Source organism: Streptomyces sp. NPDC006691 (assembly GCF_042869955.1).
Lineage (GTDB): Bacteria > Actinomycetota > Actinomycetes > Streptomycetales > Streptomycetaceae > Streptomyces.
The window spans coordinates 281597-307360 of the sequence record NZ_JBIAGW010000005.1 but is presented as its reverse complement, the minus strand read 5'-3'; the positions used below and the strand labels follow the sequence as shown (position 1 = coordinate 307360).

The following is a 25764-nucleotide window of genomic DNA, read 5'->3' as shown; positions in this document are numbered from 1 at the left end:
CGCTACCCCTCGGCGGGCGGCGGGAGTTCGCCCGAACCACGCTGGATCAGAACGGTGGGCAGCTCCAGCCGGGCGGGCGTCTCCTCCGCCCCGTCGAGCCGCCGGAAGAGCAGCTCCGCCGCCGTGCGGCCCAACGTCGCCGCGTCCTGCGAGATCACCGTGATGCCGAGCAGATCGGCGAGCTCGATGTCGTCGAACCCCACCAGCGCCACCGGCCGCTCCCGCCCCGCCAGCACACGCACCGCCGTGACCGTCACCCGGTTGTTGCCCGCGAACAGCGCCGTCACCCCATCCGGCCCCGCCAGCATCGACTCGGCGGCCTCCCGCACCCGCTCCGGGGACGTCGAGCCGAGCGACACCCACGCCTCGTCCACCGGCAACTCCGCGTCCGCCATCGCCGCGTGATAACCCCGCAACCGCTCGGTGGCCGTATGGATGCGCGGCTGGTCACCGATGAAACCGATCCGCCGGTGCCCATGCGCGATCAGATGCGCCACACCCGCCCGAGCGCCGCCGAAACTGTCGGACAGCACCACATCGGCGTCGATCCGCCCGGCCGGACGGTCCACGAACACCGTGGCGACGCCCGCCTTTATCTCCGGCTCCAGATACCGGTGGTCCGACCCGGCCGGAATCACGATCAGACCGTCCACCCGGCGCGCGCAGAACGCGAGGACCAGCTCCTGCTCACGATCGGCGTCCTCCGCGCTGGAACCGTTGATGAGCAGCGCCCCGTGCTCCCGCGCCACCTCCTCGACCGCCCGGCTGAGCGGCCCGTAGAACGGGTCGGCGAGGTCCTCAAGGACCAGACCGATCGACGCGGTACGCCCCTTGCGCAGCACCCGGGCACTGTCATTGCGCCGGAAGCCCAGCGCCTCGATGGCCTCCTGCACCCGCCGCTCGGTGTCCGGGGTCACCCCCGGTTCGCCGTTGACCACCCGGGACACCGTCTTGAGGCCGACACCGGCGCGCGCGGCGACATCCTTCATCGTCGGGCGGTTGCCGTAGCGGGACTCGGGGTGGCGGGCGTTATCGGCCACAGTGCGCTGTCCTGTCGTCGTCGGGGGGCGTCCGGCGGGATCCGGTGCCATAACGGTCTGTGTGGCGTCGAGCATAGGCCCTGGACAACGTTGTCACATGCAGGGAGACTCTCATCTTGACCTGCTGTTACCCGTCCCTCACCAGGAGATCCGACCTCGATGCACACCGATTTCGTGGCCGCGCTCGACATCGGCGGCACCAAGATCGCCGGAGCCCTGGTGGACGCCGAAGGCCGGCTTCTGCTGCGGGCCCAGCGGCCGACTCCCGCCCACGAGGACGGCGACACGGTGATGCGCGCGGCCGAGGCGGTCCTGGCCGAGCTGACCGGATCGCCACTGTGGGAGCGCACGGGAGCCATCGGCATCGGCAGCGCCGGGCCCGTCGACGCGTCGGCCGGCACGGTCAGCCCCGTCAACATCCCCGGCTGGCGCGGCTTCCCACTGGTCGAGCGGGTGCGCGCGGCCACCGGCGGCCTGGACGTGGAACTCGTCGGCGACGGCGTCGCCATGACCGCCGCCGAACACTGGCTCGGCGCGGCCCACGGCCACGACAACGCCCTGTGCCTGGTCGTGTCGACCGGCGTCGGCGGCGGGCTGGTCCTCGGCGGCACACTGCACCCCGGCCCCACCGGTAACGCCGGCCACATCGGTCACATCAGCGTCGACCTCGACGGTGACCCCTGCCCGTGCGGCGCACGCGGCTGCGTCGAGCGGATCGCCAGCGGCCCCAACATCGCCCGCCGCGCCCTGGACCACGGCTGGCGCCCCGGCCCCGACGGCGACACCTCGGCCGCCGCCGTGGCCTCGGCCGCCCGCTCCGGGGACCCGGTGGCCGTCGCCTCCTTCGAGCGCGCGGCCCAGGCGCTGGCGGCCGGAATCGCGGCGACCGCGACCCTCGTCGAGATCGACATCGCGGTCGTAGGCGGGGGAGTGGCGGGCGCGGGCAACGTTCTGTTCGCACCATTGCGCCGTGCCCTGCGCGACTACGCGACGCTCTCGTTCGTCCAGAACCTGACGGTGGCGCCCGCGCTGATGGGGACGGACGCCGGTCTGGTGGGGGCGGCGGCCGCGGCGTGGGGGAGGCGGCGATCGGAGGAGTCGGCGCTGCTGAAGTGACGGACAGAATCTGAAAGCTGATAGCTGCCAGCCGTGATCCGTGATCCGTCCATCATCATCCGCCTCCTGCTTCTCTGCCCGCCCGCCGCCCGCCTGCCCGCCCGCCCAACGCTCCGACGACTGACCCCACCTCCGCCAAACAGCACCCCCACCGAAGCGATCTGACGCCCAGTAACTTCCAGCACCCCAGGCACCACCCCAGTCACCCCCTCAGTCATCCCCATCACTCTCGCCCCTCCATCTCCGCGAGGTAGGACGACATCATGCCCCTGCCAACCACCCTCGCCCGGCGAGCGTTTCCGGTAGGGCTTGTTGGACTCTGTTGGGAGTGACGCGGTAACGGTTGTCTGGCATCACGTCAAAACCCTTGACGGCACCGGGAGTTGACGGTGTTATCCAAGCCTCGCGTTTGGTTGTGTTGGGTTGCACCCCGGAGGAGGGGGACATGGCGCAGTCATCGTTCACTGGTCCTGTAGTGCCCGAAAGCGTGGCAGGACATCGGATGTCTCGGCGGAGTCTTCTGCGGGGCGCGGCGATGGGCGCCGGGGCGGTCGCGCTTCCCTCGCTGCTCGCGGCGTGCGGCAGCGGGCCCGGGGGTGACGCCAAGACGATCCGGCTGGGCTCGAATGCATCGGACGCCGTCCCCAAGAAGGCCTTCGCCGACGCGTTCGCCGCGTACGAGAAGCAGTCCAAGGAAGGCCGCAAGATCAAGGTCAACACCGTTGACCACAACACCTTCCAGGAGAACATCAACCGCTATCTCCAGGGCAAGCCGGACGATGTCTTCATGTGGTTCGCGGGCTACCGCATGCAGTTCTTCGCGCAGAAGGGGCTGCTGTACGACATCAGCGACCTCTGGACCGGTTTTCAGGGCTTCTCCGACGCGCTGAAGGCGCAGTCGACCGGCGCGGACGGCAAGCAGTACTTCGTGCCGTACTACTACTACCCGTGGGCGGTCTTCCACCGCGCCAGCGTCTTCACGCAGCACGGCTATACGGCGCCCAAGACCTTCGACCAGTACGTGGACCTGGCCAAGCAGATGCAGAAGGACAAGCTCGACCCGATCGCGTTCTGCGACCAGGACGGCTGGCCCGCCATGGGCACCTTCGACTATCTCAACATGCGCAGCAACGGGTACGAGTTCCACAAGAGCCTGATGGCCGGCAAGGAGGCGTGGACCGACAAGCGGGTCAAGGACGTCTTCGACAGCTGGCGCCGGCTCCTCCCGTACTGCCAGCAGGGCGCGAACGGCCGCACCTGGCAGGAGGCGGCGCAGAGCCTCCAGAAGAAGCAGTCCGGAATGGCGGTGTTCGGACTGCCGCACGTGGGCCAGCAGTTCCCGAAGGCCGAGCAGGACGACATCGCGTTCTTCCCGTTCCCGGAGATGGACCCGCAGTACGGGCAGGACGCGGTCGAGGCCCCCATCGACGGATTCCTCCTCGCCAAGAACGCCAAGGAGCTGAAGAACAAGCAGTCCATGCAGAGCGCCAAGGACCTGCTCGCCTGGCTCGCCACGCCGAAGGCGGAGGACGTCTATCTCGCGGGCGACCCGAACAACATCGCGGTCAACAGCGGGGCGGACACCTCCGCGTACAGCCCGTTGCAGAAGAAGGCGGTCGAGCTGGTCGCCGGGGCCAAGCAGATCTCGCAGTTCCTGGACCGCGACACCCGGCCCGACTTCGCGTCCACGGTGATGATCCCGGCCATCCAGAAGTTCATCGGCAACCCGAAGGACGTGGACGGGCTCGTGAACGACATCGAGCGCCAGAAGAAGAGCATCTTCGCCTCGGAAGGCTGAGGTGCGGGCCGCGGCCCGCACCGCTCTTCCAACCCACCCGCCTCCGTTGCGACTTGGAGTACTCAGCCGTGGCGCTCACCACCGCGCGGCGCGGTGGGCGACGGGGTCCCAGGCGGTACACCGCCCGCGATCTCGTCGTCCTCGGCGTGCTGCTTGGTCTGCCCGTACTGCTCGACATCGCCATCGTGTGGGGGCCGACCCTGGCCTCCGTCGTCCTGTCCTTCACCAGCTGGGACGGTGTCGGTCCCGTCAAGTGGGTCGGCACGCGGAACTACACCGACCTCTTCACCAACTACCCGCCGTTCTGGCCGGCGGTCCGGCACAACCTCATGTGGCTGGGCGTACTGGGCTTCGTGGCAACGCCGTTCGGTCTGCTGCTCGCCGTGCTCATCGACCGGGGCGTGCGGTTCAGCCGCTTCTACCAGTCGACGCTGTACATGCCCGTCGTCCTCTCTCTCGCCGTGGTCGGCTTCATCGCACAGCTCGTCTTCTCCCGGGACCAGGGGGCGCTGAACGCCCTGCTCGGCAACACGGACCACCCGATCGACTGGCTCGGCGACCCCGACCTCAACATCTGGATGATTCTGCTGGCCGCGGCCTGGCGGCACACGGGGTACGTGATGATCCTGTACCTGGCGGGTCTGAAAGCCGTCGACCCCTCCCTCAAGGAGGCCGCGGCCATCGACGGGGCGAGCGAACGCCAGACCTTCCTCCGTGTCGTGTTCCCGACGCTGCGGCCGGTCAACGTGATCGTCGGAGTGATCACGGTCATCGAGTCGCTGCGCGCCTTCGACATCGTCTACGCCGTCAACCACGGGCGCAACGGCCTCGAAGTGCTCTCGGTACTCGTGACCGACAACATCATCGGCGAGGCGAGCCGCATCGGGTTCGGCTCGGCGATCGCGGTGGTGCTGCTGACCGTCTCCCTCGGGTTCGTCATCACGTACCTGGTCCAGGAGACCCGAGGGGAGAAGGACCGATGACCACCACCACGCATACCGCATCCCCAAAGCTCCTACAGAACAAGCCTGTTGGCGGCGGACGGCGCCGGATGCGCCCGGGCCGCCTGGGCGTGCACGCGTTCCTCATGGCGGTCTCGCTCGCCTTCCTCGCCCCGCTGCTGCTCGCCGTGTACGCGTCGCTGCGCCCGTACGCGGAGACCTCGCGCGACGGCTACTTCTCCCTCCCCGAGCACCTCTCCTTCGCTTACTACGAGCAGGCGTTCAGCGACTCGGGCATGACGAAGTACTTCGTCAACACTCTGATCATCGCGGTGCCGGGGGTGGTGCTCGTCCTGTTCTTCGCCGCGTTCGTGGCGTTCGCCGTGTCCCGTCTGCAACTCCCCGGCAAAATGGCCCTGTTGATGCTGTTCACGGCGGGAAACCTGCTCCCGCAGCAGGTGATCGTGACCCCGCTGTACGTGGTGTTCAACCGCGTTCCGCTGCCGTACTGGATGTCCGACTCGATGACGTTGTTCGACTCGTACTGGGCCGTCGTCGCCGTCCAGGTGGGCTTCCAGATCGGGTTCTGCGTCTTCGTCCTCGCCCATTTCATGCGCACCCTCCCGCAGGAGATCCTGGAAGCGGCGATCGTCGACGGTGCCGGCGTGTGGACCCAGTACTGGCGGATCACCCTGCCGCTGTGCCGCCCGGCCCTGGCGGCCCTGGCCACCCTCCAGTTCACGTGGATGTACAACGACTTCCTGTGGGCCCTGGTCTTCATGTCCGACGGCGACAAGCTCCCCATCACCTCGGCCCTGAACAACCTGAGGGGGCAGTTCTTCACCGACTACAACCTGTTGGCGGCAGGCTCGGTCATCGTCGCCCTGCCCACCCTGATCGTGTTCCTGCTCCTGCAACGCCACTTCATCGCGGGGCTCACGCTGGGGTCGAGCAAGGGGTAGGCGGCCCGGGCCGGTGCCGGTCCGACACGTCCCGGTCATGGCCGGCGCCCGTCGCCGAGGAGCCGTTCCAGCTCCGTCCCGGCGTCCTCACTGCCGGCGTCGCAGAGCCGTTGCAGCTCCCGCAGATCGCGCCGTTCGACGGCACGCCGGGTCAGCAGTCGCCCGGCGTGCGCGCTGCCCTCGTCGAGCAGCTCCGACAGCTCGTCCAGTCGGTCGCCTGCGTCGGCGAGGTCGGCGAGACGGTCCAGCGCCTTCTCATTGCCCTCGTCCGCGAGCGCGCGAAGGACGTTCTCAGGGACATCGTGATCAGTCATGGAAACAGCCTGCGGCCTTGCCCCAGGGGCAAGGTCAAGAGCGATGATGGGGGATGCTTACGATCGGCCAGCTCGCCCAACAGGCAGGCGTATCGACCAAAGCCATCCGCGTCTACCATGCCAAGGGCCTACTGCCCGAACCCGACCGGGACGCCTCCGGATACCGACGCTACGACGCCCGGGCGATCATCGACCTGACCCGGATCGTCACCCTTGCCCAAGCCGGTGTCCCGCTGGCCCGCGTCCGGGACGTGCTGGACGCCGATGCCGACCGGGCCGCGGAAGAGCTCGACCGGATCGACGCCGAACTGCGCACGCGCATTCGCCAGCTCCAGCAACGCCGGACCCGGCTCCGACAGCTCGACCAGCCCGACCGCCTCTGCCTGCCTCCCGAGGCCGTCGAGTTCATGGACCGGCTCCGTGCCATCGGCCTGTCCGAACGCCACGAGCACGCGATCCGCGACGGTTTCATCCTCGGCCACGCCCTCGCCCCCGACCTCACCCGCGCCCTCCTGCCCTCGCGCACGGCCCTGCTGGGCGACGACGAGTACGTTGCCGTCCTGCGCGGCTACGACGCCGCCCTCGACTGGAGCCCGGACGATCCCCGGCTCCACGGGCTCGCCGACGCGGTGACGCGACTCGCCCTGCGCATGACGATGTTCTCCGACCTCCCCGGCTTCGACCGCGTGCCACCGGAGACCGTCGACCTGCTCACCGGGCACCTCGGCATCGACAGCCCCGCGTGGGCACGCCTCGACCAACTCATCACCCGGCGGCTTGCGATCGCCGCGGAAGTCCCTGTCACCGCCACAGAAGGCCACACGACCGGCACCGAAGTCCGTCCTGCCGCCACCGAAGGCCGCCCCGCCCGGACGAACCGCCGGCGCGCTCGCCCGTCCGTGTCCGGATCCCCCCGACGTGGACGCGGTCGTCGACCATAGCCCCAGGTCAGGTGCATCAGCCACGGGTTTTCACCCGGGGTGGCGACGGTCGTGACGGGGGATCGAAAATCCCTGGCCCATTCGCTTTCCCGCGGTCAAGCTGCTGTTGACAGCCCACCCATCGGGAGCAGCAGTGATCGACCTCGACCGTCTCATTCCGTCCGCGCGACTGGCCTCCGCCGTCGCCGCGGGGCACGTCGTGCGCAAGGCGCACCCCGAACTGCCGCTCTCCCTCTACTCGTACAGCAGGGCGTGCCAGTACGAACAGGCGTGGGACGAGGTCACCACACGGTGCCGCGGGCTCGTCGTGGACGACGAGCGCGAGGTGGTCGTCGCGCACTGCCTGCCCAAGTTCTTCAATGTGGGGGAGCACGGTGCCGGCCGGCACTACGCGCCGCCGCTGCCCGACGAGCCCTTCGAGGTGTTCGACAAGGTCGACGGGTCGCTCGGCATCGTCTTCCACTACGCGGGGCGCTGGCGGGTCGCCTCCCGGGGGTCCTTCACGTCCGGGCAGGCCGCCTGGGCGGGCGCCTGGCTGGACGGCCGGGACACCGGAAAGCTGCGGCCGGGGGTGACGTACCTCGCGGAGATCGTCTACCCGGAGAACCGGATCGTGGTCGACTACGGCGGCCGGCGCGACCTCGTGCTGCTCGCCGCGTACGAGGCGACGGGCGAGGAGATCGCGCTGGCCCGGGCCGCCGAGGACTGGGCGGCCGTCGGGTCCGTGGCCCGGGCCTGGCCCGCGATGCCGCTCGCCGAACTCATCGAGCGCACCGGTTCCAACGCGCACGCCGACGGCCGCGAGGCGACCGGCACCGATGCCGAGGGCTATGTCGTCCGGTACGCCTCCGGGCTCCGGGTCAAGGCGAAGATCAGCGAGTACGTACGGCTGCACAAGGTGCTGACCGGCATCACCGAACGCGACATCTGGCGCTTCCTCGGCATCCGCCGGTTCGCCGGGCGGGACCCCCAGCGGGTCGCGCAGGCGCTCGGCTGCGGACCCGGCGAGATCGCCGCGCTCACCGCGGACGGCGCCGACCCGCTGGAAGTTATGCTTCAGCAGGTCCCCGACGAGTTCGACACCTGGGTGCGGAGCGTCGCGGACCGCCTGGACGCGGAGGCCGCCGAGCCGGCCCGGCTGGCCGCCGAACGGTTCGAGGAGATCGCCCATCTCGCCCAAGACCGGGGCGCGTTCGCCCGCGCCGCCCAGCGAATCCCGGACCGTACCGTACGCGCGGCCGTGTTCCAGTTGCTCGACGGCCGGGACATCGACCTGATGATCTGGCGGTCCGTCAAGCCGACGGCCGCCGACCCGTTCACGAACGACGAAGAAAGCTGAACCCCGCCATGCCCACCGTGCACGTCATGACCGGACTGCCCGCCTCCGGCAAGACCACCGCCGCCCGCAAGCTCGTATCGGACTCCGACGGGCGGTGCCGTCGCGTCAACCTCGACGACCTGCGCGGCATGTTCGACGACGCGGGCGCCCGGCGGGAGCGGTCGCACATCGCCGAGCAGAGCGTCCTCGCGGTCCAGGACGCGGCGGTGCGCGAGACGATCGCGGCCGGGTTCGACGTCGTCGTCGACAACACCCATCTCACCTCGCGCATCCCCAAACGCCTCAAGGCGGCCGTGGCCGGGCGGGCCCGTTTCGTCGTGCACGACTTCACGGACGTGCCCGTCGAGGAGTGCCTGCGCCGCGACGCGGCCCGCGCGAACCCCGTCGGTGAGGACGTCATCCGGCTGCTCGCCGACAAGCACGCGAAGGCGGTGCGGGGTGGCTGGCGCCTGACGGACGCCTGGATGAACGACACCGTCGTCCTCGCCGAGGTCGAGCCCTATGTGCCGGACACGTCCCTGCCCAGTGCGGTGATGTGCGACATCGACGGCACGCTCGCGGTCAACACCGGCCGGAACCCGTACGACTTCACGCGCTGCGAGCAGGACGGCCTCAACGGTTCGGTCCGCGACGCCCTGATCGGCTTCCGGCAGGCGCACGGGGACACGATCGTCCTGCTCTCGGGCCGGGGCGAGGAGCACCGGACCCGGACCCGGGCGTGGCTCGCGGCGCACGACGTGCCGTACGACGAGCTGTGGATGCGGCCGGCCGATGACGGGCGGCGTGACGACGTGGTGAAGGCGGAGCTCTTCGACGCCCATGTGCGCCACCGGTTCCACGTGCGGGTCAGCCTGGACGACCGCGACCGGGTGGTGGCCGTGTGGCGTCGCCTCGGGCTGCCCACCTGGCAGGTCAACTACGGTGATTTCTGAGGAAGCCCGAGCCCGCCGGGGAGCTACGCGGCGTCATGGAAGACGAGGCCGAGGGTGCGCCGGCGGCCCGAGCGTATCGTGCTGACGCCGTGCCGCACCGGCGCGGCCGACCAGCCGCGCCGGGAGGCCACCGGCCGGTCCCGGGTGGTGAAGACCAGCCCGTGGCCCCGCGGAACCGGTGTCGCGGTGCCCCGCGACTGGGCGCGGGGGCGCTGCTCGACCAGGAGGAACTCGCCGCCCGTGTAGTCGGTGCCGGGCGCGTCCAGGCCGACGACGACCTGGAGCGGGAAGTACGCCTCGCCGAACAGGTCGCGGTGCAGGGCGTTCCAGTCGCCGGGACCGTACCGCAGGAGGATCTGCGCGCACTTGGCCTGCCCCGCGGCGTGGCAGTGGGCCAGCCATTCCTCCAGGGTGTCGGGCCAGGGGGCGGGCCGCCCGAGCCGCGCGGCCCAGTCGCGGGCGATCGGGAGCAGCAACGGGTAGAAGGCGGCCCGCAGTTCCCGCACGAGGCCGGGCAGCGGCTCGGTGAAGTAGCGGTACTGCCCGGACCCGAAGCGGTGGCGGGCCATGTCGACGGTCGAGCGGAACCGTTCGGTCCGGTCGTAGCTGTCGGCCAGGGACCGGCACTGGGCCGCGGTGAGCAGACGGTGCGTGGGCGCGCAGCCGTGGGCGTCGAGTTCCTCGACGATGCTCGCCCAGTCGCCGGCGCCCACGCGCTCGGCCGTGCGGGTGCTGGACATGGGACCCTCCGATGTGCGGGGCGGTGGGCGTGGAGCCCGGGCCCGAGCGGTGCGATACATCGAGGATGTCCCGTGGTGCCGGCTGTGACCGGCGGGAATCGGACGTCGCGTCCCGGCGGCCGGGGGACCGGCCGCCGGGGGCGTCAGACGGCCGGCTCCGGTGCGGGACGCGGAACGACGACCAGGAAGGCGTCGCTCTCCAGGTCCATCACGACCTCGGCCGCCAGTCCCTCGTTCCTGCGGTCCCGCGCGAACTCCTCGGCAGGCCAGTGGCCGCGCGGACCGCCCGCGGGAAAGCGTTCCAGTACTGTACGACGCATTTTTCGCGCCCCCTTGTGTCTCTTTCGGCACTCGCACAACGACGTCTCCGCCGTCGGCGTTACGGCCCCCCGTGGCCGGTGCTCGTACAGGAGGACGCCTGCCGGGGCCCGTCGGTGGCACCCCGCAAGCAACGGCCCGGCCACAGTTGTGTGCGTGATCAAGGACGGTCGAGGACGGCCCGAGCCCCGCGCGGGGTTTCCGTGGCAGGGTGTTGCGGGCAGTCCACTGGGGGCTACGAAGAGGGGGAACCGTGATCGTCTGGGTCAACGGCGCATTCGGCGCGGGCAAGACGAGCACCGCGCGCGAGCTGATCGACCTGATCCCGAACAGCACGTTCTACGACCCCGAGGTGATCGGCGGGGCGCTGCGGCAGCTGCTGCCGCAGAAGTTGCTCGACCAGGTCGGCGACTACCAGGACCTGCCGATCTGGCGGCGGCTCGTGGTGGACGGCGCGGCCGCACTGCACGCCGAGGTGGGCGGAGTCCTCGTGGTGCCGATGACGTTGACGCGGCAGGAGTACCGGGACGAGATCTTCGGCGGTCTCGCGGCCCGCCGGATTCCGGTGCGGCATGTGCTCCTCACCCAGGAGGAAACGATCCTGCGCGGGCGGATCGCGGCCCGCGTCGAATGTCCCGACGACCCCGAGGCCGATGAGCAGCGGGTCCGCGCCTGGGCCTACGAACACATCGAACCCTTCAAGGACGCGCTCGGCTGGCTGACCGCCGACGCCTTCGCCGTCGACAACGGCACGCTCACCCCGCGCGCGACCGCCGAGCGAATAGCCGACGCGGTCCGCTCCGGGGCGGCCCGCGCCTGCGACATCGTGCAGACCCCCGAACCCACCGCCGAGACGCTGGCCGCCGGGGTGCTGCTCTTCGACGAAGAGGACCGGGTGCTCCTCGTCGACCCCACCTACAAGCCCGGCTGGGAGTTCCCCGGCGGTGTGGTCGAGCGGGGCGAGGCCCCCGCCCGGGCCGGGGTGCGCGAGGTGGAGGAGGAGCTCGGCGTCCGGCTCGGCCAGGTGCCGCGGCTCCTCGTGGTCGACTGGGAACCGCCGAGACCGCCCGGCTACGGCGGTCTGCGGCTCTTGTTCGACGGCGGACGGCTGGAGAGCGCACGGGCCGGCGAGGTCCTGCTGCCGGGCGCCGAACTGCGCGGCTGGCGGTTCGTCAGCGAGCAGGAGGCGGCCCAACTCCTGCCGCCCGTCCGCTTCGAGCGGCTGCGCTGGGCGCTGCGGGCCCGGGAGCGGTCGACCGTACTCAACCTGGAGGCCGGGATCCCGGTCGGCTGAGGCAGCTGTGGCGGCCGGCGCGTTCACGGGGGCGGATCGCCGCACCCGACGCGGGCGGCGTCCGCGGCGAGCGCGCCGGCCGCGCCGCAGTGGCCGCGATGCATGCGGCGAACGTACGTCGCCGGCCAGGTCCGCCGCATCCATCCACGCTCCGGGCGATGCCCGCCGAGCGCTGAACGCCCGGCCGGCTCCGCCATCAGGAAGGGGTCAACTCCGCTTGGACTCCGCGTAGTTGACCAGGAAGTGGGCCTCCGCGACCGACAGGCGCTCCAGCTCCTCGGGGGACACGCTCTCGTTCACGGCGTGGATCTGCGCCTCGGGCTCGCTGAGACCGATCAGCAGGATCTCCGCCTGCGGGTAGAGCGCGGCCAGTGTGTTGCACAGCGGGATCGAGCCGCCCATGCCGGACGACTGCATCTCCTCGCCCGGGTAGGCCACCGCCATCGCCTCGGCCATCGAGGTGTACGCCGGGCTGTTGATGTCCGCGCGGAACGGCTGGCCCTGGCCGACCTGCTCGAAGGAGACGCGGGCGTTCCACGGCACGTGCTTCTCGATGTGCGCGTACAGCAGCTTGGTCGCCTCGGCCGCGTCCTGGCCCGGCGGCACCCGCAGGCTGACCTGCGCGCGGGCGGTCGCCGGGATGGACGGCGTGGCGCCGGCGACCGGGTGGCAGTCGATGCCGACGACCGTGACGGCCGGGCGGGCCCAGATGCGGTCGGCGACGGTGCCGGTGCCGGGCAGCGCCACCCCGTCGAGGACCTTGGCGTCCTGGCGGAACTCGTCCTGCGGGTACTGAAGGCCGTCCCACGCCGAGTCGGACGGCAGGCCCTCGATGACCGTCTGGCCGTGCTCGTCGCGCAGCGAGTCCAGCACGCGGATCAGCGCGGCCAGCGCGTCCGGGGCAGCGCCGCCGAACTGGCCCGAGTGCAGGTTGCCCTCCAGGGTGTCGATCCGTACGCGGATCATCGTCATGCCGCGCAGCGTCGCCGTCACCGTGGGCAGGCCGACCCGGAAGTTGCCGGTGTCGCCGATCACGATCGCGTCCGCCGTGAGCAGCTCGGGGTGCGCCTCGGCGTACTGCTCAAGGCCGCCCGTTCCCTGCTCCTCCGAGCCCTCCACGATCACCTTGACGGAGACCGGGACACCGTCGTTCGCCTTCAGGGCGCGCAGCGCGAGCAGATGCATGATGAACCCGCCCTTGCAGTCCGCCGCGCCGCGGCCGTACCAGCGGCCGTCGCGCTCGGTCAGCTCGAACGGCGGGGTCAGCCACGCGGACTCGTCCAGCTTCGGCTGCACGTCGTAGTGCGCGTACAGAAGAACGGTGGGCGCGCCCTCGGGGCCGGGCAGCAGGCCGTAGACCGACTGGGAGCCGTCGGGGGTGTCGAGCAGGGCCACGTCCTGGAAGCCCTCGGTGCGCAGCGCTTCGGCCACCCAGTTCGCGGCGGCCTCGCACTCGCTGCGGGGCGCCACCGCCTCGTCCGCCACCGACTGGAACGCGACCAGCTCCGTCAGCTCCGCCTTCGCGCGGGGCATCAGCGATGCGATGGTCTCGGCGATCGGATGTGCGGTCATGGGCACGCTCCTCGTGGGTGCGACGTTGTAAGTACGGACACACATCGATGCATGTGCGTGTACGACGGAGATACGGCCGATCCTCCCACAGCGGGCCGGGACAGGAGGGCGGGGCTACCGCCCCGTAGGATGCGGACGTCAACACGAGCCACTGGTCGGACGGGGAGCAAAGGCACATCGTGAGCAGCGAGAACACAGCCGCCGGAAGCGACGGACCGCTGGAGGAGAGCCAGGGCGAGCCCGCAGCCGCATCGGTGACCGGGCCCGCCGAGGGGCCCGTCTGGGACGTCGTCGTGGTCGGCGCCGGGCCGGCCGGAGCCTCGGCCGCGTACGCGGCGGCCGTCGCGGGGCGCAAGGTGCTGCTCCTGGAGAAGGCCGAGCTGCCCCGCTACAAGACGTGCGGCGGCGGCATCATCGGGCCGTCGCGCGACGCCCTGCCGCCCGGCTTCGAACTGCCGCTCCAGGACCGGGTGCACGCGGTCACGTTCTCCCTCGACGGGAAGCTGACGCGCACGCGCCGGTCCAAGACGATGCTGTTCGGCCTGGTCAACCGGCCGGAGTTCGACGCCGGTCTGGTCGCCTTCGCCGAGAAGGCGGGCGCCGTGATCCGCACCGGCGCCGCCGTCTCCAAGGTCGAGCAGCACGGCTCGGCCGTGCCCGACCGGCGCACCGTCGCCGTCGTCCTCGCCGACGGCGAGACCGTGCTTGCCCGGTCCGTGGTCGGCGCCGACGGCAGCGCCGGCCGCATAGGGGCGCACGTCGGTGTGAAGACCGAGCAGGTCGACCTGGGCCTGGAGGCCGAGATCCCGGTGCCGGCGAGCGTCGCCGAGGACTGGAAGGGCCGGGTGCTCATCGACTGGGGCCCCATGCCCGGCAGTTACGGGTGGGTCTTCCCCAAGGGTGACACCCTGACCGTCGGCGTGATCTCGTCGCGTGGCGAAGGCGCCGCCACCAAGCGCTACTTGGAGGACTTCATCGCCCGGCTCGGTCTCGCCGGGTTCGAACCGGCCATCTCCTCCGGGCACTTGACGCGCTGCCGCAGCGACGACTCGCCGCTGTCCCGCGGCCGGGTCCTGGTCTGCGGTGACGCGGCGGGCCTTCTGGAGCCGTGGACGCGGGAGGGCATCTCCTTCGCGCTGCGCTCGGGCCGCCTCGCCGGTGAGTGGGCGGTACGCATCGCCGAGTCGCAGGACGCGGTGGACGCGCGCCGGCAGGCGCTGAACTACGCCTTCGCCATCAAGGCCGGGCTCGGTGTCGAAATGGGCGTGGGCCGGCGGATGCTGACCCTCTTCGAGAAGCGCCCGCTGCTGCTGCACGCCGCGATCACCGGCTTCCGTCCGGCGTGGCGGGCCTTCGCGGACATCACCCGCGGCGCGACCACCCTGGCCGGCCTGGTGCGCAGCCACCCGCTGGCGCGGCGCGCGCTGGACGCCGTCGACCGCTGACCTGACCCGCACGGGCGGGGCCGGAGCCGCTCCGGGCCCGCCCGTGCGGCGTCGGCCGCCTCCGTCACCGCGCCGCGCACCGGGTGCCACGGGCGGGCGCGCGACCCTTGACGTCCGCCCGCGCGGGGCGCTTTCATCCCACAGTGGCCCGGACCGCAGCGCGGTCCCGCCGCCAGAGGTGCGCCCAGCCGGCAGGTCCCCGACCGGGGTCCCGGGCCGGCCCGAGTCGCCAGGGCCGATATGCCGGGCCCGAGGCGGGGACGTACCCGCGAGGGATGGAGCGGACGATGCCCGCCGACCCGAACCGCGCCACCGCCGCTTCGCCCCGCTCGTCCCGGGACCGTGCCGCCACCAGCCCGCCCCGGTCGGCCCCGAACCGCGCCGCCGTCGCTCGACCCCGCTCCGCACCCGACGGCTGCCTCGCCCCCGGGTCCCGCCCGGCCCCTGATCGCTCGGCTTCCCCGGCCCTGGCCCCGCACCCGGCCCCGGCCCCGCCCCTGGCCCCGTACCCCGGCCCCGGCCGCCGCGTGGTCCTGCGGGCCGGGGCGGGCTGCGCGCTGGGCGCGGTCGCGTCACCGGTCCTCACGGCTTGCGGATCGTCCGGCGGGGACGGGGTCGGCCCCGACGGCAAGGTGGGCGTCGAGCTGTGGCACGGGCAGACCGACACCCTGAAGCAGTCCATCGAAGCCCTGGTCGCCGAGTTCAACCGCACCCACCCCACGATCCATGTCGACCCGGGCGGGGGAGCCACGGCCGATGTGATGCTCCAGAAGGTGACCGCCGCGCTCGCCTCCGGCTCCTATCCCGACATCGCCTACGTCTTCGGCTCCGACATCGCGAACATCGCCCGCAGCCCCCGCGTCCTGGACCTCACCGGTGCCCTGCGCGCCCCCGGCCCCGTCCCCTGGAACGCCTACTGGCCCTCACTGCGGGAAGCGGTGACCATCAACGGAAAGGTGCGGGCCGCGCCCGCCCTGGTCGACTCCCTCGCGGTCATCTGCAACACCCGCCTCTTCCGGCGCGCCGGGCTCGCACTGCCCCAACCCGGCTGGTCCTGGGCCGAGTTCATCGACACCGCCCACCGGCTCACCGACTCCTCCCGGGGCGTCTTCGGCACCGGCTGGCCCGGCGTCGGCGACGAGGACACCACCTGGCGGCTGTGGCCGATGGTGTGGGACCTCGGCGGCGACATCATCGCCCCGGACGGCAAGAGCATCGGCTTCACCGAACAGGGGACCCGGGCCCTGGCGACCGTGGCATCGCTCGCCACGGGCAACAGCGTCTACGTCGACCCCAAGCCGGGCAGCGCCCAGCTGTACCAGGTGTTCCTCTCGGGGCGCATGGGCATGGTGCTCGGCGGCCCCTGGTCGCTGCCGGACATCGTCGCGGCCAAGGTGGACTACACCGTCGTCCCCCTGCCCTCCTTCAGCGGCCGCCCGGTCACCATCTCGGGCCCCGACACCTGGACCGTCTTCAACAACGGCTCCGCACGCTCCAGCGCCGCCGTCGAGTTCGTACGCTGGCTCAACGCGCCCGCACAGGACGTCAGTTGGGACATCGGCGCGGGCAGCCTGCCGCTCAGCACGCAGAGCGCGCGCCTTCCCCGGTGGCTCGACCACTCCGCGGCGACCGTCGGGCTCCCGGAGTTCACCAAGGCCCTGGAGTCGGCCAGGGTGCGCCCGGTGCACCCGGCCTACCCGGCGATCTCGCAGGCGGTCGGCGAGGCCGTCGTGAGGATGCTGCTCGGCCGCTCGTCCCCGGAGCGGGCGATGCGCGACTGCGCCCAGAAGGCCGACGCCGCCCTGCTGATCCCGCGCTGAAGCCCATCCCGCGCCGAAGCCGACCCCGCGCCGACGCCGACCCCGCGCCGAAGCCGACCCCGCGCCGACGCCGACCCCGCGCCGAAGCCGACCCCCGACCGGAAGGGCCCGAGATGCGAACCACCGGGCAGCGCACCCCGCGCCCGCTCACGCTCGACCCGGACCGGGCGCGTGATCCGGACCGGGCCGCCCGCGTCGCCAGGCGCCGCCGGGCGCGCGGCGAGACCGCGACCGCCTGGGCGTTCGTCGGCCCGGCCGTCCTGGTGATCATCGGGCTCGGCGTCGTCCCGCTGCTGTGGTCACTGCTGCTGTCGTTCCGCGCGGACGACCTGGTGACGCCGGGCCGTTGGGTCGGGCTCGACAACTACCACGCCCTCAGCAAGGACCCGGCGTTCCGCACCGCCGTGAAGAACACCCTCGTCTACACGGGCGGCTACGTCCCCCTGAGCCTGGCCGCCGGTCTCGCGCTCGCCCTCGCGCTGAACCGGCGGATCCGCCTCGTCGGGCTCTACCGCACCCTGGTCTTCATCCCGTTCGTGGTCTCCGCCACCGCCCAGGGCGTGCTGTTCTCGTTCATCTTCGACCCCGACTTCGGCGTCGCCAACGCGCTCCTGCACCACATCGGGATCTCCCCGCAGGGCTTCCTCGACGACCCGGGCCAGGCCCTCTTCGTCCTGTTGCTCATCTCCCTGTGGAGCGGCATCGGCTTCTGCGTCATCGTCTACCTGGCCGCCCTCCAGGACGTGCCCGCCGAACTCGTCGAATCGGCCCGCCTCGACGGGGCCGACCGGAGCCAGGTGCTGCGCCACGTCACGCTGCCCTCGCTCACCCCGGTCACCGTCTTCCTGGTCCTGTGGCAGTTCATCACCGCCCTTCAGGTGTTCGACCTCGTCTACGTCACCACCAAGGGCGGCCCGCTGGGAGCCACCACCGTCATCGTCTACTTCGTGTGGGAGCAGGCCTTCCAGAACTTCACCGCCGGATACGGCGCCGCGGCGGCCTATGTCCTGGCCGTCGGCCTGATCGCGGCGGCCGTCGTACTGCGCCTCCACCGGCGTCATCGCGAACGAGTGGAGCCAACAGCCCTACCAGGAAGCGGTGTTGAGCACGGGAAAGGAGTGATCCGATGAGCGCGTCCGCCATGACCACCCCGGGGGAGGCCGTCGCCGTGGACGGCCGCGATCCACGAGCCCGGCGCCGACGGCGGCTGCCGTTCAGCCCCTGGCACCTCCTGCTCGCGCCGCTCGCGGCCGGCTTCGCGCTGCCCCTGGTGTGGCTGATCGTCAGCTCCCTGATGAGCGACGCCGAGATCAACCGCTTCCCGCCCGCGCTGTGGCCGCACGGCATCGACCTCGGCGGCTACCGGTACGTCCTCGGCAACGCGATGTTCCCCCGCTGGTTCCTGAACTCCTGTGTCGTCGCGGGTGTCGCCGTCGCCTCGAACCTCGTGCTGGGCGCGCTCGGCGGCTACGCCTTCGCGCGGATGCGGTTCGCGGGCTCCCGCCTGCTGCTCGGTCTGATGCTCGCGACGATGGCGGTGCCGTTCCAGCTGACGATGATCCCCACGTTCCTGGTGATGAAGTGGCTCGGGCTCATCGACACCCTCGGCGCTCTCATCGTGCCGTCCCTGGTCACTCCGTTCGCGGTGTTCCTCTTCCGGCAGTTCTTCCTCTCGCTGCCGAGGGAACTGGAGGAGGCGGCCTGGATCGACGGCTGTTCGCGGCTGCGGGTCCTCGTCTCCATCGTGGCGCCGCTCGCCCGCCCGGCGCTCGCCACGGTCGCGGTCCTCACCTTCCTCACCACGTGGAACGACCTCTCCTGGCCGCTCATCGCCCTCAACCACGACGTGCGGTACACCCTGCAACTGGGCCTCACCACGTTCCAGGGCCAGCACCACACCAAGTGGTCGGCGGTGATGGCGGGCAATGTCATCACGGTCCTTCCGGTCCTGCTCGCGTTCCTGTTCGCGCAGAGGACGTTCATCCAGTCGCTGACGACGAGCGGCCTCAAGGGCTGAAGGTCGCGGCGCCGAAGGTCCGGCGGCCGCGCACCGGCGGTCGCCGTCATCCCAGTCGTCCGAGAGGACACGCATGACCGAGACCAAGATCGCCTTCATCGGCGCGGGCAGTGTGGAATTCACCCAGGGCCTGCTTGCCGACCTGTTCGCCTTCCCCGAGTTCGCCCGTGCCCGCATCGCGCTCCACGACATCGACCCCGAACGCCTCGCCACCAGCGAGGCCGCGGCCCGCCACATCGCGGCCGAGCGCGGCGCCGCGCCTCACCTCAGCGCCCACCCGGAGCGGCGCACGGCTCTTGAGGGCGCCGACTTCGTCATCAACACCGTCCAGATCGGCATGAGCGAGGCGACCCGCACCGACTTCACGGTCCCCGCCCGCTACGGACTGCGCCAGACCATCGCGGACACCCTCGGTATCGGCGGCATCTTCCGCGCCCTGCGCACCTTCCCGCTGTTGCGCGCGCTCGCCGCCGACATGGCCCAACTCTGCCCGGACGCCATCCTGTTGAACTACACCAATCCGATGGCGATGAACCTGCTCTACCTGCACCGGGTGGCGCCGGCGCTGCGGGCCGTCGGCCTGTGCCACTCGATCCACTGGACGATGCACGACCTGTCCGCCCTGATCGGCATCCCCTTCGAGGAGGTGTCCTACCTCGCGGCGGGGGTCAACCACCAGTCCTGGGTGCTGCGTTTCGAACGCGCCGGCCAGGACCTGTACCCCCTCCTCGACGAGACCATCGCCAAGGATCCCGAACTGCCGCGCCGGGTACGCGTCGACATGTACCGCAGGCTCGGGCACTACCCGACCGAGACCAGCGAGCACTCCTCGGAGTACGTGCCCTGGTACCTGCACCACGACGAGGAGATCGAGCGGCTGCGGCTGCCGGTCGGCGCCTACCTCGACATGACCGAGGAGAACCTGGCCGCCTACGCCCGCACCCGCGACGCGCTCGCCTCGGGAAGCCCGCTTCCGGTGGAGGGGACCATGGAGTACGCCCCGCAGATCATCCACAGCGTCGTCACGGGCACCCCGCGCAGGATCTACGGCAACGTCCCCAACCGCGGCCTGATCGACAATCTTCCGGCCGATGCCGTCGTCGAAGTCCCTTGCCTGGTGGACGCGTTGGGCGTGCAGGCCACGGCGGTCGGTGCGCTGCCGCCGCAGTGTGCCGCGCTCAACCGGGCGTATCTGTCGGTGACCGACCTCGTGGTGCGGGCCGCCGTGCTGGGGGAGCCGCGCCACATCCGGCACGCCGCCATGTGCGACCCCGCGACCGCGGCCGCGCTGCCCGTGGCACGGATCTGGGAGCTGTGCGACGACCTCGTACGGGCCCATGCGCCTTGGCTGCAACCGGAGTTGAGGGTGCTGCTCGGGGGTACGGGCGGGGTCACTGGGTGAGGGTGATCCGGAAGACCGGGTGGTCGGGGGCGATCCGGCGCAGTTCCGTGTCGCTGGAGTCGGGTCCGACGCCGTTGAAGAAGACGCCGACCTCGGCCTTCCAGCGCTTGAGGTAGGCACGCAGCAGGGCGGGTTTGTCGTCGTCGGCGACCTCGACGGCGGTGAACGCCTCGGCCGTCCTGCCCAGCCTCAGCTCGCCGCCGCCGGCCGCCCGCATGTTGTGCGTCCACTGGACGTGGCCGCGCGGGGCGACCAGGAACCGCTCGCCCTGGAAGGTCAGCAGGTTGACGGGGGTCGTGCGCCACTCGCCGCTCTTGCGGCCACGGACCGCGAGGACGCGCGAGCCCCAGACGCTGATGCCGCGACGGGTCATCCAGGCGACCGCCCGGTTGAAGACGTTGACCGTGAACCAGCCGGGCTTCTGGACATGTGCGGAAGCGGACATGGTGCTTCTCCCCTGAAGGTTGCGAGAGCGGTGCTCTCGTTCGTGAGCAGTGTGCACCGAGGTGGCGCTCCAAAGCAAGAGCACCGCTCTCGCATGTGTGCATCGATCCGGTCTGTGAGCGGCAGACGCATTCTTGGCCACTGCTCTCGGAGCTGGCAGACTGGACCGCATGAGTACCGTGCAGGGAGCCCGCGCAAGGGCACGTGTCGAAGTCACCGCCGCCATCAAGGACGAGGCCAGAAGGCAGCTCGCGGCGGACGGCGCCGCCAAGCTCTCCCTCCGTGCCGTCGCCCGTGAGCTGGGCATGGTCTCGTCGGCGCTGTACCGCTACTTCCCCAGCCGGGACGACCTCCTGACCGCCCTGATCGTCGACGCGTACGACGCCGTGGGCGAAGCCGCCGAAGAGGCCTTGGCGAAGCAGCGTGCGGCCGCGTCTCCCGCGGCCCGCTGGACGGCCGTCTGCCGTGCGGTACGCACCTGGGCGCTCGCCCACCCGCACGAGTACGCCCTCATCTACGGCTCGCCCGTACCCGGCTACACCGCCCCCGAGGCGACCGTCGTCCCCGCGTCCCGGGTCGGGCTCGTCCTCATCGCGATCGCCCGCGACGCCCACCTCGGCAAGGGCGTCGCGCCGCCGAAGCCCCCCGCGCGGCTGCTCGTCGAGGGTGAGCGGATGGCGGCCGACTTCGCCCCCGATCTGCCCCCGGCCGTCGCCGTCGCCCTCGTCGCCGCCTGGGCGCAGCTGTTCGGGCTCATCTCCTTCGAGGCGTTCGGCCAGTTCCACCGGGTGGTCGAGGAGCGCGAGGCGTTCTTCACCCACGCCGCCGAACAGCTCGCCCGCTCGGTGGGCCTGGTGCTCCCCGCATAGCGCCCCCCCGCACGTGCACGTGCCGCTTGCCGGCCGGTCGGGCGGGTCGGTCCCGTACTCCCCGTGCAGTACACGCGATCACCCCGCCCGGCTGACGCCCCGGCGCCCGGCGCCGGTCTAGCGTGGCCGGTATGGACGAGCAGCAGTCACCGCGTGACGCCGGTCGCGGCGGTCCACCCTGGCGAGGGGCGGGGCCGCCGCCCCTCGTACGGCGCTGGGTACGGGGGGCGGACGGCGAGGAGGGGCGGGCCGCCCGGCTGCCGTGGGCGTCGACGGTCGCGGTCACCGCGGTGGTGCTCGCCGGCTCCCACTTCGCCGGGCGCGCCCAGACGGGCCGCGCCCCGCTCGACGCCTTCGCCCACGCGCTGTTGCTCGCGGCGTGCGCGGTACTCCTGATCCGGTCGCGGCACCCCGTCGCCGCGGTGTTCGGCGCCTCGGCCGCGGCCATGGTCTACCTCGGCGCGGGATACCCCTACGGCCCGGTCTTCCTGCCGGTGGCGGTCGGCTGTTTCACCGCGGTCGTCGCGGGCCGCCGCCGCCAGGCCTGGGCCGCGGTCGCCATGTTGTGGCTCGGGCACCTGCTCGTGGCGCACTGGCTCTACCGGTGGCTGCCGCCCGGCGGCGACTCGGCCGCGCCCTGGGGGCAGGAAGTGGGCATCGCCGCCTGGGCGGTGGCCGTCGTCGCGGTCGCGGAACTCGTCCGGGCGCGCCGGGAGCAGTGGGCCAAGGAACGCGCCGGGCGGGCCGCGGCGGCCAAGCGCCGGGCCGACGAGGAGCGGCTGCGGATCGCCCGGGAACTGCACGACGTGCTCGCCCACAGCATTTCCGTCATCAACGTCCAGGCAGGGGTCGGACTCGCCCTGCTCGACTCGGACCCCGAGCAGGCCCGTACCGCCCTGACCACCATCAAGTCCGCGAGCAAGGAGGCGCTCGGCGAGGTGCGCCAGGTCCTGGAGACCCTGCGCGCCCCGGGCGAGGCGCCGCGCTCCCCGGCACCCGGTCTCGACCGGCTGCCCGAGCTCGTCGAGCAGGCGGCGAGTGCGGGGCTCACCGTCGCGACCACGACCACCGGCCGCCGCTCGGCGCTGCCGCCCGGTGCCGATCTGGCCGCCTTCCGCATCGTGCAGGAAGCCCTCACCAACGTCGTGCGCCACTCCGCGGCCCGCACCGCGCGGGTGGCGGTCGGCTACGAACCCGGCGCGCTCGTGCTGTGCGTCGAGGACGACGGGCCGCCGTCCTCGGGCGCGGCGGGCGGCAGCGGGAACGGGCTGATCGGCATGCGGGAGCGGGCCGCCGCGCTCGGTGGCACGATCGACGCGGGTCCGGTCCCGTCCGGCGGCTTCCGCGTGACCGCCCGGCTTCCGTTGACCGCCCTGCTCAAGGAGACCTCGTGATCCGCGTTCTGCTCGCCGACGACCAGCTCCTGGTGCGCGCCGGGTTCCGGGCGCTCCTGGACGCCCAGGGCGACATCGAGGTGGTGGGGGAGGCGGCCGACGGTGTGGAGGCGGTGGGCCTGGTGCGTGAACTGCGGCCGCACGTCGTCCTGATGGACATCCGGATGCCCCGGCTCGACGGGCTGGCCGCGACCCGCGCGCTCACCGGTGACCCCGGCCTCTCCGAGGTGAAGGTGGTCATGCTCACCACCTTCGAGCTGGACGAGTACGTCTTCGAGGCGATCCGTGCGGGCGCCTCGGGGTTCCTGGTCAAGGACACCGAACCGGACGAACTGCTGCGCGCGGTCCGGGCGGTGGTCGGCGGCGACGCGCTGCTCTCGCCCGGGGTGACGCGGAGGCTGATCGCCGAGTTCGCCGCACGCTCGAAGGAGCCGGCCGCCGCCGAGGACCTCGCCCGGCTCACCGAGCGGGAGCGGGAGGTGATGGCGCTGGTCGGCATCGGCCTGACGAACGAGGAGATCGCCCGCCGCCTGGTGGTCAGCCCCTTGACGGCGAAGACGCATGTCAGCCGGGCGATGGTGAAGCTCGGCGCCCGCGACCGGGCCCAACTGGTCGTGCTGGCCTATGAGTCGGGGCTGGTGCGTCCCGGCTGGCTGGGCTGACGGGGCCCCCGGTCGGATCCGTACGGAAAGCGCCACAGCACGTGCACGGTCCGCCAGACGAACACGACCAGTCCACCGCCGCCGCCGAGGAGCAGCAGCACCCGCCGCAGTGGGTGCGGCAGTTCGAGGGCGTAGCCGGAACCGGCGATCGCACCGAACACCACACCGGCCGCGAACAGGGCGCTGGCCAGCGCGTATCCGATCTCGATCGTGATGGCGTCCCGCTCGGCCCGGCTGCGTGTCCCCATGCGCGAAGTCTCACAGCAGGGGCGGCCGACGGGCAAACCGCGGCCGTCGGCCGCCCCTCCCCCGACTGCCCGCATCGCGCGAGTGCATGTGCGCGCATAGAGTGCATCTACACTTAATTCGTATGCAATGAAACGTGTGATTTCTGCTAGCGTGCGCCCATGGCAGCTGAGAAGCCCGAGTGCCTGCCCGAGCGTCTGCTTGCGGAGGAGTGGCGGGACATACTCGACGTTCACGCGCGCACGATGTGCGAACTCGACCGTGAGCTCCACGCGTTCGGACTCGGGGCGAGCGACTTCGAGGTACTGGACCTCCTCGCTCGGGGGCGCGACGGGAGCGAGGGGGACGACAGGGGTCCGGACGCCTCGTTCCGCGTGCAGGAGCTGGCGTCGGGAATCCACCTCAGCCAGAGCGCGCTGTCCCGCGTGATCGGCCGCCTGGAGAAGGACGGCCTGGTGGCACGCTGGATGTGCAGCCAGGACCGGCGGGGGGTCAGCGTGGAGATCACCGACGCGGGCCGCGCCCGCCATGCCGAGGTGCTGCCGCTCCAGCGCGCGGTACTCGCCCGCATGCTGGGTCCCGGCCGCGGCCGTGGCGCCGTACAGCCCTGACGTCCCCGAGCCGGTCCGGGCGGCACGTCCTTCCGCGCGTCCCCAAGCGGCCTCCACGGGCAACGTCCGCATCCGCCCTGCGCACCCAACCCCCGTGCGAACCCGGCGAGTTGGCCGTCCCGTGCCGCGGGCTCAGGCCCGGGGCGCGGTCGCGTTGCGTGCGGTCCAGCCGATGAGTGCGGCGCCCGCGGCCAGTACGGCGACCGTGGTCAGGGCGAGCGGCAGCGAGGCCCACTCGGCGATGAGCCCGATGGCCGGCGGCCCGAGCAGCATGCCGCCGTAGCCGAGTGTGGAGGCTGCGGCCACCCCGCCCGGCCCGGCGAGTGCGCCCGCCCGTGCCACGGCCACGGGGAAGATGTTGGCGAGGCCGAGGCCCATCACGGCGAAGCCGGCCAGGGCGAGCCAGGTCGTCGGGGCCAGTGCGCCGAGCAGCATTCCGGCCGAGGCCGTGAGCCCGCCCGCGACCAGGGTGCGGGTCTGACCGAGGCGTTCCAGGAGCGCGGTCCCCGAGAGACGGCCGGCCGTCATGGCCAGCGCGAACAGCGAGTAGCCCACGGCCGCGACGCCGGGCGCCGCGGCCAGGTCCTGCTCCAGGTGGAGCGCGCCCCAGTCCGCCATCGCGCCTTCGCCGTAGGCGGTGCACAGCGCGATCAGGCCGAAGAGCAGCACCAGGCGCCGGGTCCGCCCGTCGAGCCCGCGGCCCTCGGCCTGCGGGGGACTCGGCCGTACCGGTGCCGGATGGCGCAGCAGCACCCGCCCCGCGAGCGCGGTCACCAGGAGCCCCACCCCGGCCAGCGCCAGCAGGTGCGCGGCGGGGGAGAGGCCGCCGGCGACGAGTGCTCCCAGGCCCGCGCCGACCATGCCGCCGAGGCTGAACGCGGCGTGGAAGCTCGGCATCACCGGGCGGCGCAGCGCGGCCACCAGGTCCACGGCCGCGCTGTTCATCGCCACGTTGATGCCGCCGTACGCGGCGCCGAACGCCAGCAGGACCAGGCCGAGCGCGAGTGCCGAGTGGGTCTGCGCGGGCAGTGCGATGGCGAGGGCCATCAGCGCACCGCACACGACGGTCACCGGGTGGCTGCCGAAGCGGTGGCAGAGCCGGCCGGTCAGCACCATCGTCACCACCGCCCCGGCCGAGACGCCGAGCAGGGCCAGGCCCAGCTCGCCGGCGGAGGCGCCGGTCTGCTGCTTGATCGCGGGGATGCGGACGACCCATCCGGCGAACAGGAAGCCGTCGAGGGCGAAGAACACGGTCAGGGCGGAGCGGAGGCGGGACAGGGAAGCGGTGGCGATGTCGTTGCCAGGACCCCCCCGGAGCGGCCGTCCGTACTTTGTTTAGTAGCGGCACAAACTCAGGATAGGGGGAGCGCGGGCTGCTCATCAAGCCGCGGACGCGACGCCGGCTGGGCGGACCACCGGGTCTCCTCGCCCCGTGTGCCTCGGCCTCGCGCGGTTGCCGGACCACCCCTGGAGCGTCACCGGTCCCGGTACTCGGCGCCCGGCCCCCGGCAACCCGGCACTCCGCGGCACAGGGCGGACCACGCCCG

Annotated in this window: 24 protein-coding genes and 1 pseudogene; 17 read left to right on the top strand and 8 right to left on the bottom strand. The window is 71.9% G+C overall.

All coding sequences use genetic code 11. The annotated features are described in order from the left end of the window. Positions 1 to 2: 2 nt before the first annotated feature. Positions 3 to 1040 (bottom strand): LacI family DNA-binding transcriptional regulator, encoded by a 1038-nt coding sequence (locus tag ACFYNP_RS14645; RefSeq protein WP_388413266.1) that lies wholly within the window; start codon positions 1038 to 1040, stop codon positions 3 to 5. Between the two features lie 159 nt (positions 1041 to 1199). On the opposite strand from ACFYNP_RS14645, the gene ACFYNP_RS14640 reads away from it, so the two are divergent. From ACFYNP_RS14640 to ACFYNP_RS14625, 4 genes are all read left to right on the top strand, one after another. Further along, positions 1200 to 2156 (top strand): ROK family protein, encoded by a 957-nt coding sequence (locus tag ACFYNP_RS14640; RefSeq protein ID WP_388785610.1) that lies wholly within the window; start codon positions 1200 to 1202, stop codon positions 2154 to 2156. A gap of 502 nt (positions 2157 to 2658) precedes the next feature. Beyond that, a complete protein-coding gene (locus ACFYNP_RS14635) occupies positions 2659 to 3954 on the top strand; it encodes an ABC transporter substrate-binding protein (RefSeq protein WP_388785608.1) in 1296 nt (431 codons plus the stop codon). Between the two features lie 68 nt (positions 3955 to 4022). Continuing rightward, positions 4023 to 4937, top strand: coding sequence for a carbohydrate ABC transporter permease (locus ACFYNP_RS14630; protein ID WP_388785808.1), 915 nt, complete (start codon positions 4023 to 4025; stop codon positions 4935 to 4937). 68 nt (positions 4938 to 5005) lie between these two features. After that, positions 5006 to 5857: a carbohydrate ABC transporter permease gene (locus ACFYNP_RS14625; RefSeq protein WP_388413593.1), complete on the top strand. Its 852-nt coding sequence runs from the start codon at positions 5006 to 5008 to the stop codon at positions 5855 to 5857. A gap of 35 nt (positions 5858 to 5892) precedes the next feature. On the opposite strand, the gene ACFYNP_RS14620 is transcribed toward ACFYNP_RS14625, so the two are convergent. Further along, complete coding sequence (locus ACFYNP_RS14620; RefSeq protein ID WP_388413272.1) at positions 5893 to 6171, bottom strand: hypothetical protein; 279 nt, start codon at positions 6169 to 6171, stop codon at positions 5893 to 5895. Between the two features lie 53 nt (positions 6172 to 6224). On the opposite strand from ACFYNP_RS14620, the gene ACFYNP_RS14615 reads away from it, so the two are divergent. The 3 genes from ACFYNP_RS14615 to ACFYNP_RS14605 all read left to right on the top strand — a co-directional run bounded on the left by ACFYNP_RS14615 (position 6225) and on the right by ACFYNP_RS14605 (position 9383). Beyond that, positions 6225 to 7112 (top strand): MerR family transcriptional regulator, encoded by an 888-nt coding sequence (locus tag ACFYNP_RS14615; RefSeq protein ID WP_388785606.1) that lies wholly within the window; start codon positions 6225 to 6227, stop codon positions 7110 to 7112. A gap of 133 nt (positions 7113 to 7245) precedes the next feature. Next, entirely contained in the window at positions 7246 to 8451 is a 1206-nt protein-coding gene (locus tag ACFYNP_RS14610; RefSeq protein WP_388785604.1) for an RNA ligase, read from the top strand. Positions 8452 to 8459: 8 nt separating this feature from the next. Beyond that, on the top strand, positions 8460 to 9383 hold the full coding sequence (locus ACFYNP_RS14605; RefSeq protein WP_388785603.1) for an AAA family ATPase: 924 nt from the start codon (positions 8460 to 8462) through the stop codon (positions 9381 to 9383). A gap of 23 nt (positions 9384 to 9406) precedes the next feature. Here ACFYNP_RS14605 and ACFYNP_RS14600 read toward each other — a convergent pair whose 3' ends face one another. Together ACFYNP_RS14600 and ACFYNP_RS14595 are read right to left on the bottom strand one after the other, a co-directional pair. Further along, positions 9407 to 10123: a 2OG-Fe(II) oxygenase gene (locus ACFYNP_RS14600; RefSeq protein WP_388785601.1), complete on the bottom strand. Its 717-nt coding sequence runs from the start codon at positions 10121 to 10123 to the stop codon at positions 9407 to 9409. Between the two features lie 143 nt (positions 10124 to 10266). Continuing rightward, the gene (locus ACFYNP_RS14595) at positions 10267 to 10443 is read right to left on the bottom strand and encodes a hypothetical protein (protein WP_167155607.1); all 177 of its coding nucleotides are present in this window, start codon (positions 10441 to 10443) and stop codon (positions 10267 to 10269) included. 251 nt (positions 10444 to 10694) lie between these two features. Between ACFYNP_RS14595 and ACFYNP_RS14590 the strand changes: the two genes are divergently transcribed. After that, positions 10695 to 11735, top strand: a complete 1041-nt coding sequence (locus tag ACFYNP_RS14590) for an NUDIX domain-containing protein (protein ID WP_388413281.1) — start codon at positions 10695 to 10697, stop codon at positions 11733 to 11735. A gap of 207 nt (positions 11736 to 11942) precedes the next feature. Here ACFYNP_RS14590 and ACFYNP_RS14585 read toward each other — a convergent pair whose 3' ends face one another. Next, complete coding sequence (locus ACFYNP_RS14585) at positions 11943 to 13307, bottom strand: dipeptidase (RefSeq protein WP_388785600.1); 1365 nt, start codon at positions 13305 to 13307, stop codon at positions 11943 to 11945. Between the two features lie 179 nt (positions 13308 to 13486). On the opposite strand from ACFYNP_RS14585, the gene ACFYNP_RS14580 reads away from it, so the two are divergent. From ACFYNP_RS14580 to ACFYNP_RS14560, 5 genes are all read left to right on the top strand, one after another. After that, a complete protein-coding gene (locus ACFYNP_RS14580; protein WP_388413285.1) occupies positions 13487 to 14752 on the top strand; it encodes a geranylgeranyl reductase family protein in 1266 nt (421 codons plus the stop codon). Between the two features lie 287 nt (positions 14753 to 15039). After that, complete coding sequence (locus ACFYNP_RS14575) at positions 15040 to 16572, top strand: ABC transporter substrate-binding protein (RefSeq protein ID WP_388785598.1); 1533 nt, start codon at positions 15040 to 15042, stop codon at positions 16570 to 16572. Between the two features lie 113 nt (positions 16573 to 16685). After that, positions 16686 to 17702, top strand: a complete 1017-nt coding sequence (locus ACFYNP_RS14570; protein ID WP_388785596.1) for a carbohydrate ABC transporter permease — start codon at positions 16686 to 16688, stop codon at positions 17700 to 17702. An 11-nt stretch (positions 17703 to 17713) separates the two neighbouring features. Beyond that, on the top strand, positions 17714 to 18589 hold the full coding sequence (locus ACFYNP_RS14565; protein WP_388413596.1) for a carbohydrate ABC transporter permease: 876 nt from the start codon (positions 17714 to 17716) through the stop codon (positions 18587 to 18589). Between the two features lie 73 nt (positions 18590 to 18662). Then, on the top strand, positions 18663 to 19991 hold the full coding sequence (locus ACFYNP_RS14560; RefSeq protein ID WP_388785594.1) for an alpha-glucosidase/alpha-galactosidase: 1329 nt from the start codon (positions 18663 to 18665) through the stop codon (positions 19989 to 19991). Here the strand turns inward: ACFYNP_RS14560 and ACFYNP_RS14555 are convergent. Continuing rightward, positions 19981 to 20436: a nitroreductase family deazaflavin-dependent oxidoreductase gene (locus tag ACFYNP_RS14555; protein WP_388413292.1), complete on the bottom strand. Its 456-nt coding sequence runs from the start codon at positions 20434 to 20436 to the stop codon at positions 19981 to 19983. The two genes, ACFYNP_RS14560 and ACFYNP_RS14555, sit on opposite strands and share 11 nt — an antisense overlap. 169 nt (positions 20437 to 20605) lie before the next feature. On the opposite strand from ACFYNP_RS14555, the gene ACFYNP_RS14550 reads away from it, so the two are divergent. The 3 genes from ACFYNP_RS14550 to ACFYNP_RS14540 all read left to right on the top strand — a co-directional run bounded on the left by ACFYNP_RS14550 (position 20606) and on the right by ACFYNP_RS14540 (position 23360). Next, positions 20606 to 21304: a TetR/AcrR family transcriptional regulator gene (locus tag ACFYNP_RS14550; RefSeq protein WP_388785592.1), complete on the top strand. Its 699-nt coding sequence runs from the start codon at positions 20606 to 20608 to the stop codon at positions 21302 to 21304. Between the two features lie 131 nt (positions 21305 to 21435). Continuing rightward, the gene (locus ACFYNP_RS14545) at positions 21436 to 22698 is read left to right on the top strand and encodes a sensor histidine kinase (protein ID WP_388785589.1); all 1263 of its coding nucleotides are present in this window, start codon (positions 21436 to 21438) and stop codon (positions 22696 to 22698) included. Beyond that, positions 22695 to 23360: a response regulator gene (locus ACFYNP_RS14540; RefSeq protein ID WP_388785588.1), complete on the top strand. Its 666-nt coding sequence runs from the start codon at positions 22695 to 22697 to the stop codon at positions 23358 to 23360. The genes ACFYNP_RS14545 and ACFYNP_RS14540 overlap by 4 nt, the downstream gene beginning before the upstream one ends. Here the strand turns inward: ACFYNP_RS14540 and ACFYNP_RS14535 are convergent. Further along, the gene (locus ACFYNP_RS14535; RefSeq protein ID WP_388413300.1) at positions 23321 to 23608 is read right to left on the bottom strand and encodes a DUF6332 family protein; all 288 of its coding nucleotides are present in this window, start codon (positions 23606 to 23608) and stop codon (positions 23321 to 23323) included. The two genes, ACFYNP_RS14540 and ACFYNP_RS14535, sit on opposite strands and share 40 nt — an antisense overlap. Before the next feature lie 159 nt (positions 23609 to 23767). On the opposite strand from ACFYNP_RS14535, the gene ACFYNP_RS14530 reads away from it, so the two are divergent. Continuing rightward, entirely contained in the window at positions 23768 to 24217 is a 450-nt protein-coding gene (locus ACFYNP_RS14530) for a MarR family winged helix-turn-helix transcriptional regulator (protein WP_388785586.1), read from the top strand. Between the two features lie 132 nt (positions 24218 to 24349). Here ACFYNP_RS14530 and ACFYNP_RS14525 read toward each other — a convergent pair. Beyond that, positions 24350 to 25565: pseudogene (locus ACFYNP_RS14525) on the bottom strand (MFS transporter). Positions 25566 to 25764 lie beyond the last annotated feature (199 nt).